The sequence below is a fragment of the Paenarthrobacter histidinolovorans genome (assembly GCF_014647595.1).
GTDB lineage: Bacteria > Actinomycetota > Actinomycetes > Actinomycetales > Micrococcaceae > Arthrobacter > Arthrobacter histidinolovorans.
Window position 1 is genome coordinate 588,964 of the sequence record NZ_BMPM01000002.1, and the last position, 16,407, is coordinate 605,370.

Annotated in this window: 18 protein-coding genes; 7 read left to right on the plus strand and 11 right to left on the minus strand. The window is 63.1% G+C overall.

Annotated elements, in window-relative coordinates; translation table 11 throughout:
- Window positions 1-5 precede the first annotated feature (5 nt).
- From IEY62_RS07235 to IEY62_RS07275, 9 genes are all read right to left on the minus strand, one after another.
- Window positions 6-1,004 carry a 3-hydroxyacyl-CoA dehydrogenase family protein gene (locus tag IEY62_RS07235; protein ID WP_189015402.1) on the minus strand — a complete coding sequence of 333 codons (999 nt, stop codon included), beginning with the start codon at window positions 1,002-1,004 and terminating at the stop codon, window positions 6-8.
- Between the two features lie 2 nt (window positions 1,005-1,006).
- Window positions 1,007-1,489, minus strand: a complete 483-nt coding sequence (locus IEY62_RS07240) for a ribose-5-phosphate isomerase (protein ID WP_189015403.1) — start codon at window positions 1,487-1,489, stop codon at window positions 1,007-1,009.
- On the minus strand, window positions 1,486-3,240 hold the full coding sequence (gene dhaL, locus IEY62_RS07245; RefSeq protein WP_189015404.1) for a dihydroxyacetone kinase subunit DhaL: 1,755 nt from the start codon (window positions 3,238-3,240) through the stop codon (window positions 1,486-1,488). The genes IEY62_RS07240 and dhaL overlap by 4 nt, the downstream gene beginning before the upstream one ends.
- Window positions 3,237-4,244 carry a sugar phosphate isomerase/epimerase family protein gene (locus IEY62_RS07250; protein ID WP_189015405.1) on the minus strand — a complete coding sequence of 336 codons (1,008 nt, stop codon included), beginning with the start codon at window positions 4,242-4,244 and terminating at the stop codon, window positions 3,237-3,239. The genes dhaL and IEY62_RS07250 overlap by 4 nt, the downstream gene beginning before the upstream one ends.
- Before the next feature lie 165 nt (window positions 4,245-4,409).
- Entirely contained in the window at window positions 4,410-5,108 is a 699-nt protein-coding gene (locus IEY62_RS07255; RefSeq protein ID WP_189015406.1) for a GntR family transcriptional regulator, read from the minus strand.
- 128 nt (window positions 5,109-5,236) lie between these two features.
- A complete protein-coding gene (locus IEY62_RS07260; RefSeq protein WP_189015407.1) occupies window positions 5,237-6,307 on the minus strand; it encodes an alkene reductase in 1,071 nt (356 codons plus the stop codon).
- A 79-nt stretch (window positions 6,308-6,386) separates the two neighbouring features.
- On the minus strand, window positions 6,387-7,073 hold the full coding sequence (locus IEY62_RS07265; protein WP_189015408.1) for a hypothetical protein: 687 nt from the start codon (window positions 7,071-7,073) through the stop codon (window positions 6,387-6,389).
- Window positions 7,074-7,128: 55 nt separating this feature from the next.
- Window positions 7,129-7,713 carry an SIS domain-containing protein gene (locus IEY62_RS07270; protein WP_189015739.1) on the minus strand — a complete coding sequence of 195 codons (585 nt, stop codon included), beginning with the start codon at window positions 7,711-7,713 and terminating at the stop codon, window positions 7,129-7,131.
- Between the two features lie 60 nt (window positions 7,714-7,773).
- On the minus strand, window positions 7,774-8,322 hold the full coding sequence (locus IEY62_RS07275; protein ID WP_189015410.1) for a hypothetical protein: 549 nt from the start codon (window positions 8,320-8,322) through the stop codon (window positions 7,774-7,776).
- 286 nt (window positions 8,323-8,608) lie between these two features.
- On the opposite strand from IEY62_RS07275, the gene IEY62_RS07280 reads away from it, so the two are divergent.
- Window positions 8,609-9,784 (plus strand): zinc-dependent alcohol dehydrogenase, encoded by a 1,176-nt coding sequence (locus IEY62_RS07280; protein WP_189015412.1) that lies wholly within the window; start codon window positions 8,609-8,611, stop codon window positions 9,782-9,784.
- Between the two features lie 24 nt (window positions 9,785-9,808).
- Here the strand turns inward: IEY62_RS07280 and IEY62_RS07285 are convergent, their stop codons facing one another.
- Complete coding sequence (locus IEY62_RS07285) at window positions 9,809-10,804, minus strand: SDR family oxidoreductase (protein ID WP_189015414.1); 996 nt, start codon at window positions 10,802-10,804, stop codon at window positions 9,809-9,811.
- A gap of 108 nt (window positions 10,805-10,912) precedes the next feature.
- On the opposite strand from IEY62_RS07285, the gene IEY62_RS07290 reads away from it, so the two are divergent.
- Window positions 10,913-11,098 (plus strand): CsbD family protein, encoded by a 186-nt coding sequence (locus tag IEY62_RS07290; RefSeq protein ID WP_018777112.1) that lies wholly within the window; start codon window positions 10,913-10,915, stop codon window positions 11,096-11,098.
- A 144-nt stretch (window positions 11,099-11,242) separates the two neighbouring features.
- Here IEY62_RS07290 and IEY62_RS07295 read toward each other — a convergent pair whose 3' ends face one another.
- Complete coding sequence (locus tag IEY62_RS07295) at window positions 11,243-12,970, minus strand: purine-cytosine permease family protein (RefSeq protein ID WP_189015416.1); 1,728 nt, start codon at window positions 12,968-12,970, stop codon at window positions 11,243-11,245.
- Window positions 12,971-13,166: 196 nt separating this feature from the next.
- Between IEY62_RS07295 and bioB the strand changes: the two genes are divergently transcribed.
- The 5 genes from bioB to IEY62_RS07315 all read left to right on the plus strand — a co-directional run bounded on the left by bioB (window position 13,167) and on the right by IEY62_RS07315 (window position 16,330).
- Window positions 13,167-14,189, plus strand: a complete 1,023-nt coding sequence (bioB, locus tag IEY62_RS07300; protein ID WP_189015418.1) for a biotin synthase BioB — start codon at window positions 13,167-13,169, stop codon at window positions 14,187-14,189.
- Window positions 14,186-14,434, plus strand: a complete 249-nt coding sequence (gene bsaP, locus IEY62_RS21955) for a biotin synthase auxiliary protein BsaP (protein WP_455430186.1) — start codon at window positions 14,186-14,188, stop codon at window positions 14,432-14,434. Before bioB ends, bsaP begins: the two co-directional genes overlap by 4 nt.
- 10 nt (window positions 14,435-14,444) lie before the next feature.
- Entirely contained in the window at window positions 14,445-14,924 is a 480-nt protein-coding gene (locus IEY62_RS07305) for a very short patch repair endonuclease (RefSeq protein WP_189015420.1), read from the plus strand.
- 335 nt (window positions 14,925-15,259) lie between these two features.
- Entirely contained in the window at window positions 15,260-15,640 is a 381-nt protein-coding gene (locus tag IEY62_RS07310; RefSeq protein WP_189015421.1) for an Hpt domain-containing protein, read from the plus strand.
- A gap of 90 nt (window positions 15,641-15,730) precedes the next feature.
- Window positions 15,731-16,330, plus strand: coding sequence for a helix-turn-helix domain-containing protein (locus IEY62_RS07315; protein WP_189015422.1), 600 nt, complete (start codon window positions 15,731-15,733; stop codon window positions 16,328-16,330).
- The last annotated feature ends 77 nt before the right edge of the window (window positions 16,331-16,407 follow it).

Consider the following 16,407-nt stretch of genomic DNA (forward strand, 5'->3'; position numbering starts at 1 on the left):
CTGGATTAGTTGATCGGTGCCGGGCCGAGCTCTTCAATGAGCTTCTGCATGGCGACGTAGGCCTTGTTGCGGTAGGCGATCAGTTCCGGCGTGCGTTCTGCCGGAACATTGAGGAAGCCCGCACCGGTCTTGGTGCCGAGCTTGCCTGCCTCCACCAGGTCCGAGAGGATCTTCGGCGTCGCGAAGCGCTCCGGGAAGCCGGTCTGCAGCGACTTGTAGCAGAAGTTGTAGACGTCCAACCCGGCCATGTCCGCGATGGCGAACGGGCCGAAGAAGGGCAGGCGGAAGCCGAACGTCGTGCGCACCAGGGTGTCGACGTCGTCCGCTGTTGCGATGCCCTGTTCCACGAGCTGCGCCGCTTCGTGGAACAGCGCGTACTGCAGGCGGTTGAGGACGAACCCGGTGACGTCCTTGACGACGGCGGTCTGCTTGCCGGCCGCGTGGACGAGGTCGCGTGAAGCGGACACCGTTGCCGCCGAAGTCCCTGCGTGGGGGATGACCTCCACACCGGGAATGAACGGCGACGGGTTGGAGAAGTGGATGCCCAGGAAGCGCTCCGGGTTGGTCACGGCCTCGGCGAGTGCGGCGATGGAAATCGTGGAAGTGTTGGATCCGATCAAGGCATCCGGACGGGCTGCGGCGCTGATCCGCGCGAGCGTCTGGTGCTTGATCTCGAGGACCTCGGGAACGCATTCCTCAATGAAGTCCGCGTCAGCGACAGCTTCCTCGATGTCCTTGGCGGCCCACAGGTTCTGCTTGAGGATTTCGGTGGCGCCTTCAGGGAAAAGGCCGTCAGCGATGAACTGCTCGGACTCCACCAGGAGGCGGTCGTAGTTCTTCTGTGCCACCTCAGCGGAGACGTCAGCCAGCGCAACGCGTGCACCACCCAGCGCCAGGACCTGCGCGATTCCGCCGCCCATGTAGCCGGAGCCAACGACGGCGATCTTCCGGGCTGCGTTGTCCACAGCGGCTTCAGTGGTTTCAGTGCCTTCGTTAACGGTCATGATCAGACTGCCTTTGTGTAATCGGGCTCGTACGAGCAAATGGCGTCCACCTTGGCGGCGGAGGATGAGTTTTCGTCAAAACGGTGGCCGAGCCACTCTCCCACCAGCTTCTTGGCCAGTTCGAGGCCAATCACCCGCTGGCCGAGGGTGAGGACCTGTGCGTTGTTGCTAAGCACAGAACGTTCCACGGAGTAGCTGTCGTGCGCGGTGACAGCGCGGATGCCTGGCACCTTGTTCGCCGCGATGGCCACACCAAGACCCGTTCCGCAGATCAGCAGGGCCCGGTCCGCTTCGCCTTCTGCTACCTTGCGGGCAGCGTCCACAGCCACGTGCGGGTAGGCGGTGGAATCGTTGGGGCCTACGCCGACGTCGGTTACTGACGCTACACGCGGGTCGGCTTCCAGCAGGGCCAGGAGGGCGTTCTTGTATTCCACTCCGGCTTCATCGTTGCCGACGACGATGCGCCAGCCTGGTGTGTTGCTCATTCTGCTGCTCCGTTTCCGGCCGCTGTGGAGGGAGCCACGGCAGCCAGTTGTGAATCGATGTGGCGGGAGATCCTTGCGGCAATCAGGCCGAAGGACACTGCACCGGGATCGGGGTGGCCGATGCTTTTCTCGGCGAGGGGACGTGCGCGGCCCTTGAGCGGCCGGAGGTCGGCGGTCCTGGCGGCAGCGGACTCGGCCGCTGCGGCGGCGACTGCCAGGGCCCGGTCAACGGGAGCACCGCCGTCGAGCTCTGCCAGGAAGGCGTCCCGGAAAGGCAGGAGGGCATCCACCATGGTTTTGTCACCGGGGTCGGCCTTGCCCAGCTCGGTGATGGCGCGGGCGAAGGCTTCCACAGCGGCGGCGGCGTCCTTGGAACTGTAGGACTCCCGGTTTCCGAGCGCCAAACCGGCTGCGATCACTGCCGAACCCCACAACGCTCCGGAAGTGCCACCGGCCCGCTCGCTCCAGGCCTCGCCGGCGTTGGCAAGGACCCGCGAAACGGAAGAACCGCTCGCAGCTTCGCCCGCCTGGGCGGCGGCGTCCACGCCGCGGCGCATGCCGATACCGTGGTCGCCGTCGCCGGCGATTGCGTCCAGCTTGCCGAGCTCCTCTTCATGCTCGACGACGACGTCCTGCACCTGGGCGAGAACTGCCACGGCCTGCCGCCCGAGTTCGGCGGCAGCCGGGGTGGGCTGTTCGACGTCGGCGGTTTCGGCGTCGTCGATTGTCGCCGCAGCACGGGCTGCGCGGGGTGCCATGCTGCCCTTGCGGAACGCAGGTGTGTCAGCCGGGGCCGCCCAGTACTGCTCGAGTTCCTCGTCCAACCACAGCAGGGTCAGCGACAGTCCGGACATGTCCAGGCTGGTCACCAGCTCGCCGCACTCGGGTTCAACAATCGTCAGCCCTGCGGCAGTGAGCAGTTTTTCGATCTTCCCGAACAGCAGGAAAAGTTCGTCGTATTTGACGGTGCCGAGTCCGTTGACGATCGCTGCCACGCGGTCTCCCGCGTCCTCGGGCTTGTCGGCCAGCAACTTCGAAACCAGGAGATCCGCGAGCTCGGATGCGGTGGGCATGGGGTGTTCGGAAATGCCGGGTTCGCCGTGGATGCCCAGGCCAAGGGACATCTGGCCGGCAGGTACATGGAACAGCGGGTCTGCCGCTCCGGGGAGCGTGCAACCGTCGAACGCCACCCCGAGGGAACGCGTGCGGTAGTTGGTCTTGATGGCCAAACGCTCGACGTCGTCCAGGTTCAGTCCCGCTTCTGCGGCAGCACCGGCAATTTTGAAGACCGTCAGGTCGCCCGCAATGCCGCGGCGCTTTTCGATGTGCTCGATGGGTGCACTGGCGATGTCGTCCGTGACGGTGACCGTGCGGGTTTCGATGCCTTCGGCGTTAAGCCTCAGCTGGGCCTGGCCGAAGTGGAGGACGTCGCCGGCGTAGTTTCCGTAGCTGAGGAGGACTCCCCCGCCCGCATTGGCAGCCTTGGCCACGCGGTAGACCTGGCCGGCCGCCGGGGACGCGAACATGTTGCCGCACGCCGAACCAGCTGCAAGACCTGGTCCGACAAGCCCTGCGAAGGCCGGGTAGTGCCCGGAACCTCCACCAACCACCAATGCCACCTGGCCGGCGGGTACTTCGGTGGACCGCACCACGCCGCCGTCCACCCTGGCTACGTAGCCGCGGTTTGCGGCCACGAAACCGTCGAGCGCTTCGTCGGCGAAGTCTGCCGGGTTGTCGAAAATCTGTGTCATTTCGCAGCTCCTGCCAGCGCTGCCGCGGGCTGCTGCCGTCCTTGGGCGACCTCGCTCTTGCCCAGCTCATAGCCTTCGGACTTGGGGAGGACGTGCCTGCGGAGGTATTCCTGGTTGCTGGCGGTCACGCTCAGGCCGTCGCCCCCGTAGTGTTCGGTGCAGAGAATGCCTTGGAAGCCCACCGAGAGGGCAACTTTGAAGGCCTCGCGGTAGTTGATGAGCCCGCTTTCCATTGGAGCGGGCATGGTGATGTAGCTGTCACGGGCCACGTCTTCGTCGCGGATGTAGTTCTTCATGTGCCAGTAGTTGGAGTAAGGAAGGGTCTTGGCCACCATTTCCCGCCAGTCCTCAATGGGCCTGTGCAGGCGGATCAGGTTGCCGAGGTCCGGGTTCAGGCCAACGTTGTCCAGGCCGATGTCCTGGACCAGCTGAACGGAAGAGTCGGAGGTGCCCAGGTAGGTGTCCTCATACATTTCAAGGGAGAGCAGGATGCCGGCGTCTGCGGCGTGCTTGCCGAGTTCCCGGATGCGGGAGACCGCGTTGCCCCATGCTTCCTTGTCACCGACCGGGTCCTTGTAACCCTCCACGGTCCAGAACCACAGTTGTTTCTGCTGCTCCGGGGTAATGGCCTGGTGGAGTCCGATGGAGACAACTTCACAGCCGAGCTCTGCGGCGGCGTCGATGGTGCGGTGGCTGTAGGCGAGGTTGTCGGCCCAGTCCGTGGTGTGGATGACGCTGCGACGGATCGCCGAGATCACCGGCGTCCCGATGCCTACATGCTCGGCGGTCTGTTTGAACTCGGCGAGGCGGTCCTTGCTGAGGTCACCTGGACGCACCCAGCTGTCGGTCAGGTCAGCGTTCGCGAAACCTGCTTCCTTCACTTCCTGGAGGACTTCGGCCCATACGGAAGCATCGGCGTCGTTGATGTCCCGGCCCGTGCTGTCGGTGCCCGGGAACTGCAGGAGGGCCGCTGTGATGGGCCAATTCTCGGCGGTATAGGCCATGATGATCACTCCTTCGTGGAATCCTGTTTCCTATAGGATTTACGAACCGAAGAGAACTGTCAAGCTTTTTTCTAAGATTCCTGGATCCTATATGTCATACATATGTTCGTGAAGGGGGTCACAAAAAACCCGCCGGCACCAGCCGACGGGCAGTCACAAGCGTTGCTACTCTTCGGGCGCGTCCGCGATCGCCCGTCCGCGCACCTTCTCCACATGGTCGACCATTTTCTGCGCGGCCTTCTCCGGATCGCCGCTCATCATGGCGTCCAGCACGGCCTGATGCTCGGAGATCGCCTGCTCCGCATCCGTGATGCCCACTCCCCCGAACAGCCGGAAACGCTGGATCTGCCCACCCAAGGTGTTGTAGGCAGCCAGGAGGAACTGGTTACTGGCTTGGGCCGCAATGAGTTGGTGGAACCGCTCGTCCGCTTCGAGGTAGCTTCGGTATTCAGCGAACGTTCCGCCCCTCGGGGCAGTCTTTAAGTCCTCCACCGCCTGCTTCAGGGCCTCCAGGCCCTCCGGGGTCATGCGCGCACACGCCAGGCGGGCGTTGACGGGCTCGATCGAGAGCCGGGCCTCCATGAGTTCGGCGAAGTCTTCGCGGGTAAAAACCGGAGCTACCCTGTAACCCTTCAGGGCCACACGACGGACCATCCCCGTATGCTCCAAACGAGCCAGCGCCTCACGCACCGGCGTCGGCGAAACGTCCAGTTCGCGCGCCATTCCGTCAATGCTGACGGCAGCCCCGGGCTTCAGCCGGCCATCCATGAGCCATTCAAGCAGGGCTTCATAAACGTGGTCCGCCAGGACTTGGCGACTGACAGGAAAGCCGGGGCGGGCGACTGCCGGCGAAGGTTCAGACATGCCCCAAATCCTATAGGAACGCGGGCCAATGACCGATAAGGAGACGTCGTCACATTGCGCTTGGTGGGCGGAGCTTAAAGCACGACGCCGGCACCCGGGTGGGTGCCGGCGTCGTGCTTGTCCGTGCTTTAGTTCCCGTAGAACGGGTAGTCGGTGTAACCCTCGGCGCCGTCAGCGTAGAAGGTTGAGGCGTCCGGTTCGTTCAGCGGAAGGCTGTCACGCCAGCGGCGGGCCAGGTCCGGATTCGCGATGGCCGGGCGGCCAACCACAACGGCGTCGGCGAGGCCTTCTTCGATGATGGCGAACGCTTCATCGCGGGTAGTGATCTCGCTGAAGCCGGTGTTGACCAGGAACGTGCCGTTGAAGCGCTCGCGAAGATCCTGGACCAGTTCACCCTTGGGCTCGTGGTGCAGGATACTCAGGTACGCGAGGTTGAGCGGGGCGATGGTGTCCACCAGCACTTCATAGGTGGCCCGGACATCGGCGGCGTCGGTTTCGGCAATCCCCTGGACGTTGTGCTCCGGGGAGATCCGGATGCCCACGCGGTTGGCGCCCAAGGCTTCCACCACAGCGTTGACGGTCTCGATCACGAAGCGTGCGCGATTCTCCGGGGAACCACCATAGCTGTCGGTGCGGACATTGGAATTGGGGGCAAGGAATTCGTGCAGGAGGTAACCGTTGGCGGAGTGGAGCTCAACGCCGTCGAAGCCTGCCTCAATGGCGTTCTTCGATGCGGTGACGATTTCCTGGATCACTCCGGGGAGCTCGTCAGTGCGGAGTTCACGCGGGACGGGGTAGGGCTGCTTGCCCTTGGGGGTGCGGACCTCACCTTCGATGGCGACAGCGCTGGGAGCCACGATTTCGTGGCCGCCAGTGATGTCGGCATGCGAGACCCGGCCGCCGTGCATGATCTGGGCAAACATCCGGCCACCCTCGGCATGGACGGCGTCAGTCACCTTTTTCCATCCGGCAATCTGGTCTTCGGTCACGAGTCCTGGCTGCCCCGGGTAGGACTGGCCTGCCGGCGTCGGGTAGGTTCCCTCGCTCACGATCAGGCCCAAGGAGGCGCGTTGACGGTAGTGCTCTGCGATCAAGGAACCGGGCACACCCTGTTCGCCGGCGCGGAGCCGCGTCAGCGGGGCCATTACCAATCGGTTGGAAAGTTCAAGCTCGCCGAGGGCCAAGGGGGAAAACAGCATGCGCAGTTCCTTTCAGAATGAAACAGGTTCATTGCCCACAACTGCATGGCGTCTGCAACTATTCCGGCTGAGGTGCAGATCACACGGTCCGCGCCGGCGCTGCTTCGCCAGGTCCCCCCGCTTGCTGCTCCAGCAACGCATTCACTCTGCGGAGGTAGGAGCCCCAGTAGCGACGGTACTCCTCTCCTTCCAGGGTGAAGTCGCCAGAGACTTCAAGGGCGCTCTCAATGGTCAGGCGGGATCCGCGTCCGGTGCCCTCCAGCCGGTACCTCGTCAGCGTGTCCGGGCCGACCGGTACCCGCGGGCGGGTGACGGCCAGCTGCTCCGGAACCTCCTCTACGACTTCCAGCACACCGATGTGGCCGTTGCGGTGGAAGAAACACTGAAGTTCGCCCGGTCCATCCGGAATAGCGGGCACGGATACGGCGCGATAGACGCCGTCCTCCAAAGAGAGCGAGGATTCGGCAGGGCGAATAACTGCCCACACGGCCGAAGGTGGGTGTGCAAATTCCTCGGAGGCGGCGATGGTAGTCGTCGTCGGCTCCGCCGCGCTGGCTCCGGGCGAACGAACAGCGCCTCCGGCGTTGCTTTTCCGCCCAAGCATCATTCCCTGGACAAAAGTCAGCAGCAGGCCACCGACCACCAGGGCAAGAACGGGGATGCCCCGGTTGTCGTTGCGTTGCAGCATGGATGCACCAAGGACACTGAGGGACACCAGCCCTGAGAGCGCCAGCACCGCAAAGTAGCCAATAACTGTACTTTTCACAGGGATAGAGTGTCACGGCCACGCGCCCTGCCCGGGCTGACACACCCCTGCGCTGTTACTTGGTCAGGTCCCGCATGGACTCGTCGAAGCACTCACAGAGGGCAAGAACTGCCACCAGGTGGGCTTCCTCGGCATGCGGCGGATCCGTGTTGATGTTGATGGCTTCGCTGACGGATTGCGCCAGGTCTTTGGAGTCCCTGCCCGTCAGCGCCCACACCTTGGCCCCGGACGCTTTGGCAGCGGTTGCTGCGTCGCGGAGATCGTCCGTGATCCCCTTGGCGGCCAGCAGCACCACGATGTCTCCCTGCCTGACCACCGAAGGTATCTGGCCACTGATTGTTTCCCCGGCGTCCTTGTTGGCAACGATTGCCGTGAAGGAGCCGGGGCTGCCGTCGTGAGGGTGTGCGGCATCGTGGGCAGTCAGCTCGGAGGTAAACCGGTCGGCTTCGTGGGCTGAGCCGTCGCTTCCAGCAGCGAACACACTGCCGCCCCGCAGGCGGACACGGGCCAGCTCTTCGCCCCACTCCGCAAGCCTGGATGACTCCCTGCGCAGGGCCGCCACGGCCGGGCCGATCTCACCAAGATGGCCAAGGACAACGTCGACTGCATGCCGGTTCGCCTTCGACTCGGTCCCCCGGATTGCCTGGCCAGTCCGTCTCACCACAATGCTCACTTTCCTACCTCCGCTTCGTCGTCGAAACTACAGGTTCCTTTCATCCTCACGCGTCGAGCCGTCGCGCCTGCTCCGGTCGCGCGTGAGTCGCTCGCCTTCAGCCAGATTGGAGCTGTCGGAGGCATCGGCACGGTCCGCAGCATGGGTACGGTTCACGTCTTCGACACGGTCCGGCGCGCCATTGCCACGGTCCGGCGCGCCATTGCCACGATCGCTTGCGCGGCCGGAATCGGCGGGCCGGGCCGCAGCAGCATTGGGATCCAGCTTTTCTGCGTGGCGAAGATGCTCTTCCACACGCCCGTGGGCTTCGTCGGCCTTTTCCGCATGCCTTTCGGCGTCCATACGGAGCCGGTTTGCTTCGGCTTCCGCTTGCAGCGCATTCGCCTCGGCTTGCGCAGCATCCGCTTTGGCCTGATGGGCGTCGATGGCTTCTTCCTGGGCCTTTTCGCGCAATTCCTCTGCCCTGCGGTGGTTGGCTTCAGCCTTCTTGCGGCGTCCGACCACCACGGCGAAGATCACAGCGGCGATGACCACTACGGCCAGCACGATGATCAGTACCAGTTGTCCTGTATCCATAAGGATTACCTCCCTGGTGAGCGGACTTCTGTGGGCGCCGCTCGCGGCCCTCGCTGTGATTAATATTCGAGGCGTACCCACATCGGCTTATTCCTAAACGTCTACGGGCCCACCTCTCCTTTATGGTAGCTAGTTATCAGGTTACTTACTAGTTTCAGCACCAGTCTTTTCAGGACGGTCCCGAGGGCGCCTCGGCAGCCTTGTGCCACGGCGTGATCTCTGTTTCGCTGGGAAGGTCTCCAGCAGAGCGGGACCCACCCCAGCAGCACAGCAGGGAGATCCAAAAGTGAAAGCAGTGACATGGCAAGGCCGGCGCTCGCTCAGCGTGGAAGACGTTCCGGACCCCACCATCCAGGAGCCCACGGACGCGATTGTCCGCATCACCTCCACCGCCATCTGCGGCTCGGACCTTCACCTGTATGAGGTCCTGGGCCCGTATATGCACAAGGGCGATGTCATTGGCCATGAGCCCATGGGCATCGTGGAAGAGGTGGGATCCGAAGTCCATCGCCTCAAGAAGGGCGACCGCGTGGTGGTCCCCTTCAACATCTCGTGCGGGCATTGCTACATGTGCAACCTTGGCCTGCAATCCCAGTGTGAAACCACCCAGGTCACGTCCAAGGGATCGGGAGCGGCGCTGTTTGGCTATTCCGAACTGTACGGCTCCGTTCCGGGCGGACAGGCCCAGTACCTGCGTGTGCCTTTCGCGGATTACGGCCCCGTACGAGTGGATTCGGACGCACCGGACGAACGCTACCTCTTCCTCTCCGACATTCTGCCCACCGCGTGGCAAGCAGTGGAGTACGCCAACGTTCCGGGCGGCGGAACCTTGGCTGTCCTGGGCCTGGGGCCGGTAGGCCAGTTTGTCACCAGGATCGGTCTGCATAAGGGTTTCCGGGTCATTGGCGTTGATCCCGTCCCGGAACGGCGTGCAATGGCGGAAGCGCATGGCGTGGAGACTCTGGACTACAGCCCGGATGTTTCCGGGAAGATCCGCGAGGAGACGCTCGGCCGGGGGCCGGACGCCGTCGTTGACGCGGTGGGCATGGAAGCGCATGGTTCGCCGGTGGCTTCCTTCCTTCACCGGGCGGTGTCGCTCCTCCCGGACAAGCCGGCGCAGGTGGCCATGGAGACCATGAGCGTCGACCGGCTTGCCGCTCTCCACACGGCCGTGGACATGGTCCGCCGCGGCGGCACCATTTCCTTGAGCGGCGTCTACGGCGGCCAAGCCGACCCCATGCCGCTCATGACCATGTTCGATAAGCAGATCCAGCTCCGCATGGGCCAATGCAATGTGCGCAGCTGGGTGGACGACCTCCTCCCGTTGGTGGAGGACGACGCCGATCCCCTGGGAGTCATGAGTCTGGTCACGCACACCGGTGGCTTGGATGAAGCGCCTGCACTCTATGAGAAGTTCCAGAAGAAGCAGGACGGGTGCATCAAGGTAGTGCTGAAGCCTTGACGCCAAGGCAGGTATCCCCTGTGCTTACGCCAGATGCCTGCCACCCGTGACGCCGATGACCGAGCCCGAGATGTAGCTGGAATCCTCGGTGGCCAGCAGCACATAAGTGGGGGCGAGTTCGGCGGGCTGTCCGGCCCGGCCCAACGGAATAACCAGGGCAGACTTCCCAGGATTCTGCATGGGCTGGGCGGACGGTTGCGGTGCTGCCCCCAAGTCTCCGGGAGCCACGGCGTTAACGCGGATACCCCGGGGCCCCAAGGCTTCGGCCAGGGAAAACGTCATACTGTTGACGGCTGCCTTGCTGGCGGCAAAGTCGATCAGCCGCGGATCGGGGTGGTAGCCCTGGATTGAGGACGTGTTGATGATGGCAGCTCCGGGCTGCAGATGCGGCAGGGCAGCCTTACAGAGCCAGAACAGGGCGTAGACGTTGGTTTTGAAGGTCCGGTCAAACTGTTCGTTGCCCAGGTCTTCAAGCCCCTGGCTGGTGGTCAGCAGATAGCCGGCATTGTTCACAAGCACATTGAGTCCGCCGAATTCTGCAACGGTCTGCGCTACGGCTTCCTGGCAGAACTCCTCATCCTGCAGGTCGCCGGGCAGGGCCAGCGCCCGGCTTCCGGCGTCGTCGATGAGCTTGACGGTTTCCTCGGCGTCCTGTTCATCCTCCGGCAGATACGTAAAAGCAACGTCCGCGCCTTCGCGGGCGTAAGCGAGGGCCACGGCCCTGCCGATGCCGCTGTCACCGCCGGTGATCAGCGCGCGCATGCCCATCATCCGGTGGTGGCCAACATAATTTTGCTCGCCGTAGTCGGGGCGGGGAGTTGTGGCCTCCGCCCAGCCGTAGTCCTGTGGCTGGGGCCCGGCGGCTGCGGCCGGGTCTGCACCCATGGGAGCCCCGGATTCCTCACCGTCTTCTTCGGGCGGTTCCACGGAAGGCCGGATGCCCTGGTTAACCAGGGCCATCGCGATGTCTTCATCCAAGTCTGCCTGTCCCGATTCCCCGTCCCGGGTGTCCTGAGCCATGGCTTCAGTGTAAGCATCCTGTCCATTATCGGAGCACGTTCAGGAAGTACCCAGAATTGCTCGTTAGCCTAGCAATTGTCAGCGTTGGACTACATCGAAGGAGATCCCATGGGACTCGGAGACAAGATCAGCAACAAGGCACAGGAAGTCACCGGCAAGGCCAAGGAAGCCTTGGGAGACGCCACGAACAACGAGAAACTGCAGGCCGAAGGCGTTGCCGACCAGGCAGCAGCCAAGACCAAGCAGGCGGGCGAGAACGTCAAGGATGCCGCGAAGGACGCCTTCGACAAGTAAGCCCCACAGCACTAACCACACAGCACAACACCCCGGCTCCCTCGATGGGAGGCCGGGGTGTTCTGCGCCCCCAAGTAGGTAGCAGATGATGCCGTTCTGAGCTCTGATAACGGCCTTATCTGCTACCTGGTTGGGTCGGGGCGGTTACTTTTGCGCGGGTAGGACCAGTTCGCCCGACTTGTCCGTGGACAAGGCGAGGGACGAGATGTACTGGGGTTCGCCGTCGGGCCCGTCCTGCCCGGAGCGGAGCATGTCCGGGCGTTCGAACTCAAGGCCCGTGACGTGGCAGAGGAGCTTGGCGTCGCTCGGGTTGCCATCGGCGTCGAACATCGGCAGCTCGATGCCGTCATCGCCGCGACGCAGGTAGTAGCGGCCCTTGGTCGCCAGGGCAAGCACGGGCGGCAGCACCAGGGCCAGGCCCACGGCGAAGATCGGCGAGAACGGCTGGACGGCCGAGCCGAAAGCCCCGAAGAACACCGCAATGGACACCCCGGCGGAAACCAGCATGGACACGAAGCCCACCGGGTTTACGGCGTAGAGCATGCCGCGCCGGAATTCCGGAACCTTGGGCGAGATCTTCAGCAGGTACTTGTTGATGGCGATGTCCGAGGCCACCGTGACCACCCAGGCCATGGCGCAGTTGGCGTAGAAACCCAGGATGGTGTTGAGGAACTCGAACATGTTCGACTCCATCAGGATCAACGCAATCACCAGGTTCACCACCACGAACACCATGCGTCCCGGGTAGGTCTTGGTGATGCGGGTGAAGGAGTTGGTCCAGGCAAGAGATCCGGAGTAGGCGTTGGTCACGTTGATCTTGATCTGCGAAATGACCACCAGCACCACGGCCAGGGTCATCGCGAGCCAGGCCGGCATCATCTCTTCGTAAACACCCAGGAACTGGTGGACCGGCTCATTGGCGTGGACAGCAGCAGCCGGGTCGAGCTTGGCGATGAGGTAGATGGCGATGAACAGGCCGATGATCTGCTTGATGGCGCCGAAGATCACCCAGCCCGGCCCGGCGAGGATCACTGCACGCCACCACGCGCCCTTGTTTTCTGCGGTCTTTGGCGGCATGAAGCGCAGGTAATCGATCTGCTCGGCGATTTGGGCCATCAGGGACAGGCAGACGCCGGCGGCCAGCATCACGGAGGCCAGGTTGGGCCCGCCGTCTCCCGAAGCACCCGTGAAGGCGAAGAAGGCATCGATGCTTTCAGGGTGGGACAGGAGAAGGTAGCCAACCGGAACCACCATGAGCAGCAACCACAGGGGCGTGGTCCACACCTGCAAGGTAGCGAGCGTCTTCATCCCGTAAATCACCAGCGGAATGATGATGATGGTGGACACGGCGTAGCCAATCCACTGCGGGATGCCGAGGCCCAGCTGCAGGCCCTGGGCCATGATGGAGCCTTCCAGGGCAAAGAAGATGAAGGTGAACGTGGCGAAGATGATGTTGGTGACCACCGAGCCGTAGTAGCCAAAGCCTGAGCCACGGGTAATAAGGTCGAGATCGATGTTGTACCGGGCCGCGTAGTAGGCAAGCGGAAAACCGGTGGCGAAGATGATCACTGCAGCCACGATGATGCCGAAGATGGCATTCACCGTTCCATAGGCGATGCCGATGTTCGCGCCAATGGAGAAGTCGGCGAGGTAGGCAATGCCGCCCAGGGCACTGGTGGCCACCACGCCGGCGCTCCACTTCCGGTAGGAGCGGGGGGCGAACCTGAGGGTGTAATCCTCCAGGCTTTCCTTCGCTGCACTCATAGCGTCGGCGTTGCCTGACGCTGGAACAGCTGAGGTACCGGGAACGACGGCGGCGCTCCCCGCCGTCGTTGGCTCCAGCGTTGCGGTACTCGTCGTATCGTCGCTCATGCGGGCTCGCTTTCTTCGTGGGTCCTTGGCTCGTCCACGACGCTAGTCACGCAGCGCGTCAATCCAGTCACGGGCGTGTTTCGCACCTGTAACTTCTGCATCAGGGCTACCAATGGTTCCGCCGCCAAAATCCCGGATCAGCCTTTGTGCGCACCCCACAAAATGGGCCCCGAGCTGCACCGATACCGTCGAGGACATGACCCATGCACCCCAGGAAGTGACCGGCTACGCCATTCTCGACACCGCCCGCAGGCAGGTCCTGGAACGCGGCGAAGGCCTGAAGGAAAGCCAACTTGTCGAGATTCTGCGGCTCCCCGACGAGGCCATCCCGGCGGCCCTGCAGCTGGCCCACGAAGTGCGGCTCAAGCACTGCGGCGAGGACGTGGAGGTGGAAGGAATCATCTCCATCAAGACCGGCGGCTGCCCTGAAGACTGCCACTTTTGCAGCCAGTCCGGATTGTTCGACTCCCCCGTCCGCGGAGTGTGGCTGGACATCCCGGAGCTCGTCAAGGCAGCCAAGGAAACTGCCGCAACCGGCGCCACAGAGTTCTGTATCGTCGCCGCCGTGCGTGGCCCTGACATCAAGCTCATGAACCAGATCAAGTTCGCGATCGACCGCATCAATGAAGAAGTGGACATCAACATCGCCTGTTCCCTGGGCATGCTCACCCGGCGCCAAGTGGACCAGCTGGCCGAGTGGGGCGTGCACCGCTACAACCACAACCTCGAAACGGCCCGCAGCTTCTTCCCCAAGGTCGTCACCACGCACAGTTACGATGAACGCCTGGAAACCTGCGCCATGGTGAAGGCTGCCGGCATGGAACTGTGCTGCGGAGCCCTGATCGGCATGGGCGAATCGGTGGAGCAGCGCGCGGAATTGGCCGCCCAACTGGCCGCCCTTGAACCGCACGAAGTCCCCCTGAACTTCCTCAATCCCAGGCCCGGAACACCTTTGGAGAACCAGGGGATCATGGATGGCAAAGATGCCCTTCGCGCCATTGCGGCATTCCGGCTCGCCATGCCCCGCACCGTGCTCCGCTACGCCGGCGGACGCGAACTGACCCTCGGTGACCTCGGCACCCGCGAGGGTCTGCTCGGCGGAATCAACGCGGTCATCGTCGGCAACTACCTCACCACGCTTGGCCGTCCTGCCAATGCCGACCTCAATCTTCTGGTGGAGCTGAACATGCCCATCAAGGAACTCCAGAAGTCGCTGTGAGCGCCGCGGCACCGCCCGCCTACTGCGGGCACTGCGGAGGTGACGGCCCGACGTCGGACGCCCACCAAAGCTGCCGTCAGCAGTTGGCGCTGGAGCCGCCCCGCTTTTGCCCGCAATGCCGCAGACGGATGAAAGTCCAGGTCACGCCGCTGCTTTGGACGGCGGAATGCTCGCGGCACGGACTTTTGGGTCCGGCCGTTGGTACGCGCCCCGGGGCAGTATCCACGCACACTGCGCCTGGGTAGGCTGGTTGCCATGGGCGAGAGCCGGGACCTGCTGACGCCGGAGCAGCGCAGCCGCAACATGGCCAAAATCCGGGGAAAGAACACCAAGCCGGAGTTGCTGGTCCGCAGGATTCTGCATGCCAAGGGCTACAGGTACCGTCTGCACGGCCAGTCCGGCAGGACCAAGCTCCCCGGCCGGCCCGATCTGGTGTTTGCCGGCCGGCGCAAGGTCATCTTTGTGAACGGCTGCTTCTGGCATTTCCACGACTGCAAGGTTGGCCTGCATGCTCCCGCCGCGAATGCGGATTTCTGGGCAGCCAAGCGCAGCCGGACCCGGGAACGGGATGCACAGCAACGGGAGCAGCTTGGTGCGTACGGCTGGGAGGTGCTGACGGTGTGGGAATGCGAACTGAAGGACCTTCCGGTTCTCGAAAACCGGTTGACGGATTTTTTGGGGTCGCGCGCCGGTTACGGCCTGGACGACGTTGAGGGGGCAGACTCGACGGGGTGATCGGAACCCACACTGTGGGATCCCTGCTCCCAGAGAGCGTAGGCTGCGGTCCCGCCGATGCCGAGAAGGGTCGCCATGCAGAAGGCGATGATGACCATCAGCCCAGGTGATGGTCGAGCACCACTGTCCATGCTGTTCCCCTCTCCTTGATCGGCGTCTGAAGGTCTCCCTGATCAGGGATTTCTTCTGTTCTGCCCCACTCTGCGGCCCCGGTATCAAGACTCCCTCTGAGTCCGCTCAAGATTGGATCAAGCTTTGCTTTTATGGCACTTCCGCTGTTCCGCGGGTTCTACTGTTGAAGCGTGAATCCAATGTTCGGAGGCGGGAGGGGTTTGGTGTCTGAGTATGACGAGTGCACAGACGCCCTGGTGGATCACACCGTTCTCACCGGCCTCCAGGCCGAGCTCGGCGGCGACCCGACCATCATCCACGCGTTTGTCCGCAACTATGTGGCCTTGTTGCCTTGGCGGGTTTCCCGGCTGCACCGCGCCCTGGACAATCTGGACATCGATGACGCCATGGACGCTGTCCTTAGCCTTAAAACGTCAAGCCATATGGTGGGTGCGATCTGTATGGACCGCTTGGCGACGGAACTGGAAATGAGCATCCGGCTGGTGCCCGCTGCCGATCACCTGCACGAACTCACTGATCAGGTCCGCGCGATCGAGAACTTCGTCTTTGGGACAATCCGCGAGCTGGAAACCCCGATTCCATAAAGTTCTTCACCTTATTGAAGAGAAACCATTGACTCGCTAAAAATCTTCACTATAGTTGTGTGAGTTAGCTCACCAACGAAGGATGCGGCAATGACCACCGAGACTCCTGCCCCACCAGCCACCAGCGAACTGCTGGCGACTGTAGGTAACAAGGTGCGCACCATGCGCAAGGCAAAGGGCATGACCCTCGCCCAACTCTCGGACATTACGGGCCTCAGCCAGGCAATCGTCAGCCAGATCGAACGCGGCATGGCCAACCCTTCCTTCACCACCTTGGCGCAGCTGGCCCACGGCCTGGACATCCCCGTAGGGAGATTCTTCATCGGCCAGGAAGAATCAAAGTCCCCCGTGGTCCGCAGATCCGATCGACGCAACCTGAAGAACGTCACCCGCGAATCGGTGGGTGAAGCAGTGCACGAGCTGCTCACCCCGAACCGCGATGGAAGCATCGAAGCTCAATGGATCAGCACGCCCCCAGGGCACGACACCAGCGACACCCCTTTCACCCACAGCGGTGAAGAGTTCTGCTACATCATCTCCGGCCGTAAAGACGTCTATTTGAACGGCGTCTGCTACAGCCTTGAAGAGGGCGACTCCATCACCTACTCCTCAGAGATCCCCCACTGGTACAAGAACAGCTACGAAGAGGTATGCGTAGCCATCTGGGTCAACGCACCACACGCGTGGTAACCCTGCCGCCGTACAACGGCGCAGGCGTTGTCCCTTAACCGTCCGGGCACGAACACGTGGCCGCTGACACTCCTTGC

Excerpts from the sequence above, each read along its gene's own strand:
- IEY62_RS07235 (WP_189015402.1), bottom strand. The coding sequence starts at position 1,004 with ATGACCGTTAACGAAGGCACTGAAACCACTGAAGCCGCTGTGGACAAC.
- IEY62_RS07240 (WP_189015403.1), bottom strand. The coding sequence starts at position 1,489 with ATGAGCAACACACCAGGCTGGCGCATCGTCGTCGGCAACGATGAAGCC.
- dhaL (WP_189015404.1), bottom strand. The coding sequence starts at position 3,240 with ATGACACAGATTTTCGACAACCCGGCAGACTTCGCCGACGAAGCGCTC.
- IEY62_RS07250 (WP_189015405.1), bottom strand. The coding sequence starts at position 4,244 with ATGGCCTATACCGCCGAGAATTGGCCCATCACAGCGGCCCTCCTGCAG.
- IEY62_RS07255 (WP_189015406.1), bottom strand. The coding sequence starts at position 5,108 with ATGTCTGAACCTTCGCCGGCAGTCGCCCGCCCCGGCTTTCCTGTCAGT.
- IEY62_RS07260 (WP_189015407.1), bottom strand. The coding sequence starts at position 6,307 with ATGCTGTTTTCCCCCTTGGCCCTCGGCGAGCTTGAACTTTCCAACCGA.
- IEY62_RS07275 (WP_189015410.1), bottom strand. The coding sequence starts at position 8,322 with ATGGATACAGGACAACTGGTACTGATCATCGTGCTGGCCGTAGTGGTC.
- IEY62_RS07285 (WP_189015414.1), bottom strand. The coding sequence starts at position 10,804 with ATGGCTCAGGACACCCGGGACGGGGAATCGGGACAGGCAGACTTGGAT.
- IEY62_RS07290 (WP_018777112.1), top strand. The coding sequence starts at position 10,913 with ATGGGACTCGGAGACAAGATCAGCAACAAGGCACAGGAAGTCACCGGC.
- IEY62_RS07295 (WP_189015416.1), bottom strand. The coding sequence starts at position 12,970 with ATGAGCGACGATACGACGAGTACCGCAACGCTGGAGCCAACGACGGCG.
- bioB (WP_189015418.1), top strand. The coding sequence starts at position 13,167 with ATGACCCATGCACCCCAGGAAGTGACCGGCTACGCCATTCTCGACACC.
- IEY62_RS07305 (WP_189015420.1), top strand. The coding sequence starts at position 14,445 with ATGGGCGAGAGCCGGGACCTGCTGACGCCGGAGCAGCGCAGCCGCAAC.
- IEY62_RS07315 (WP_189015422.1), top strand. The coding sequence starts at position 15,731 with ATGACCACCGAGACTCCTGCCCCACCAGCCACCAGCGAACTGCTGGCG.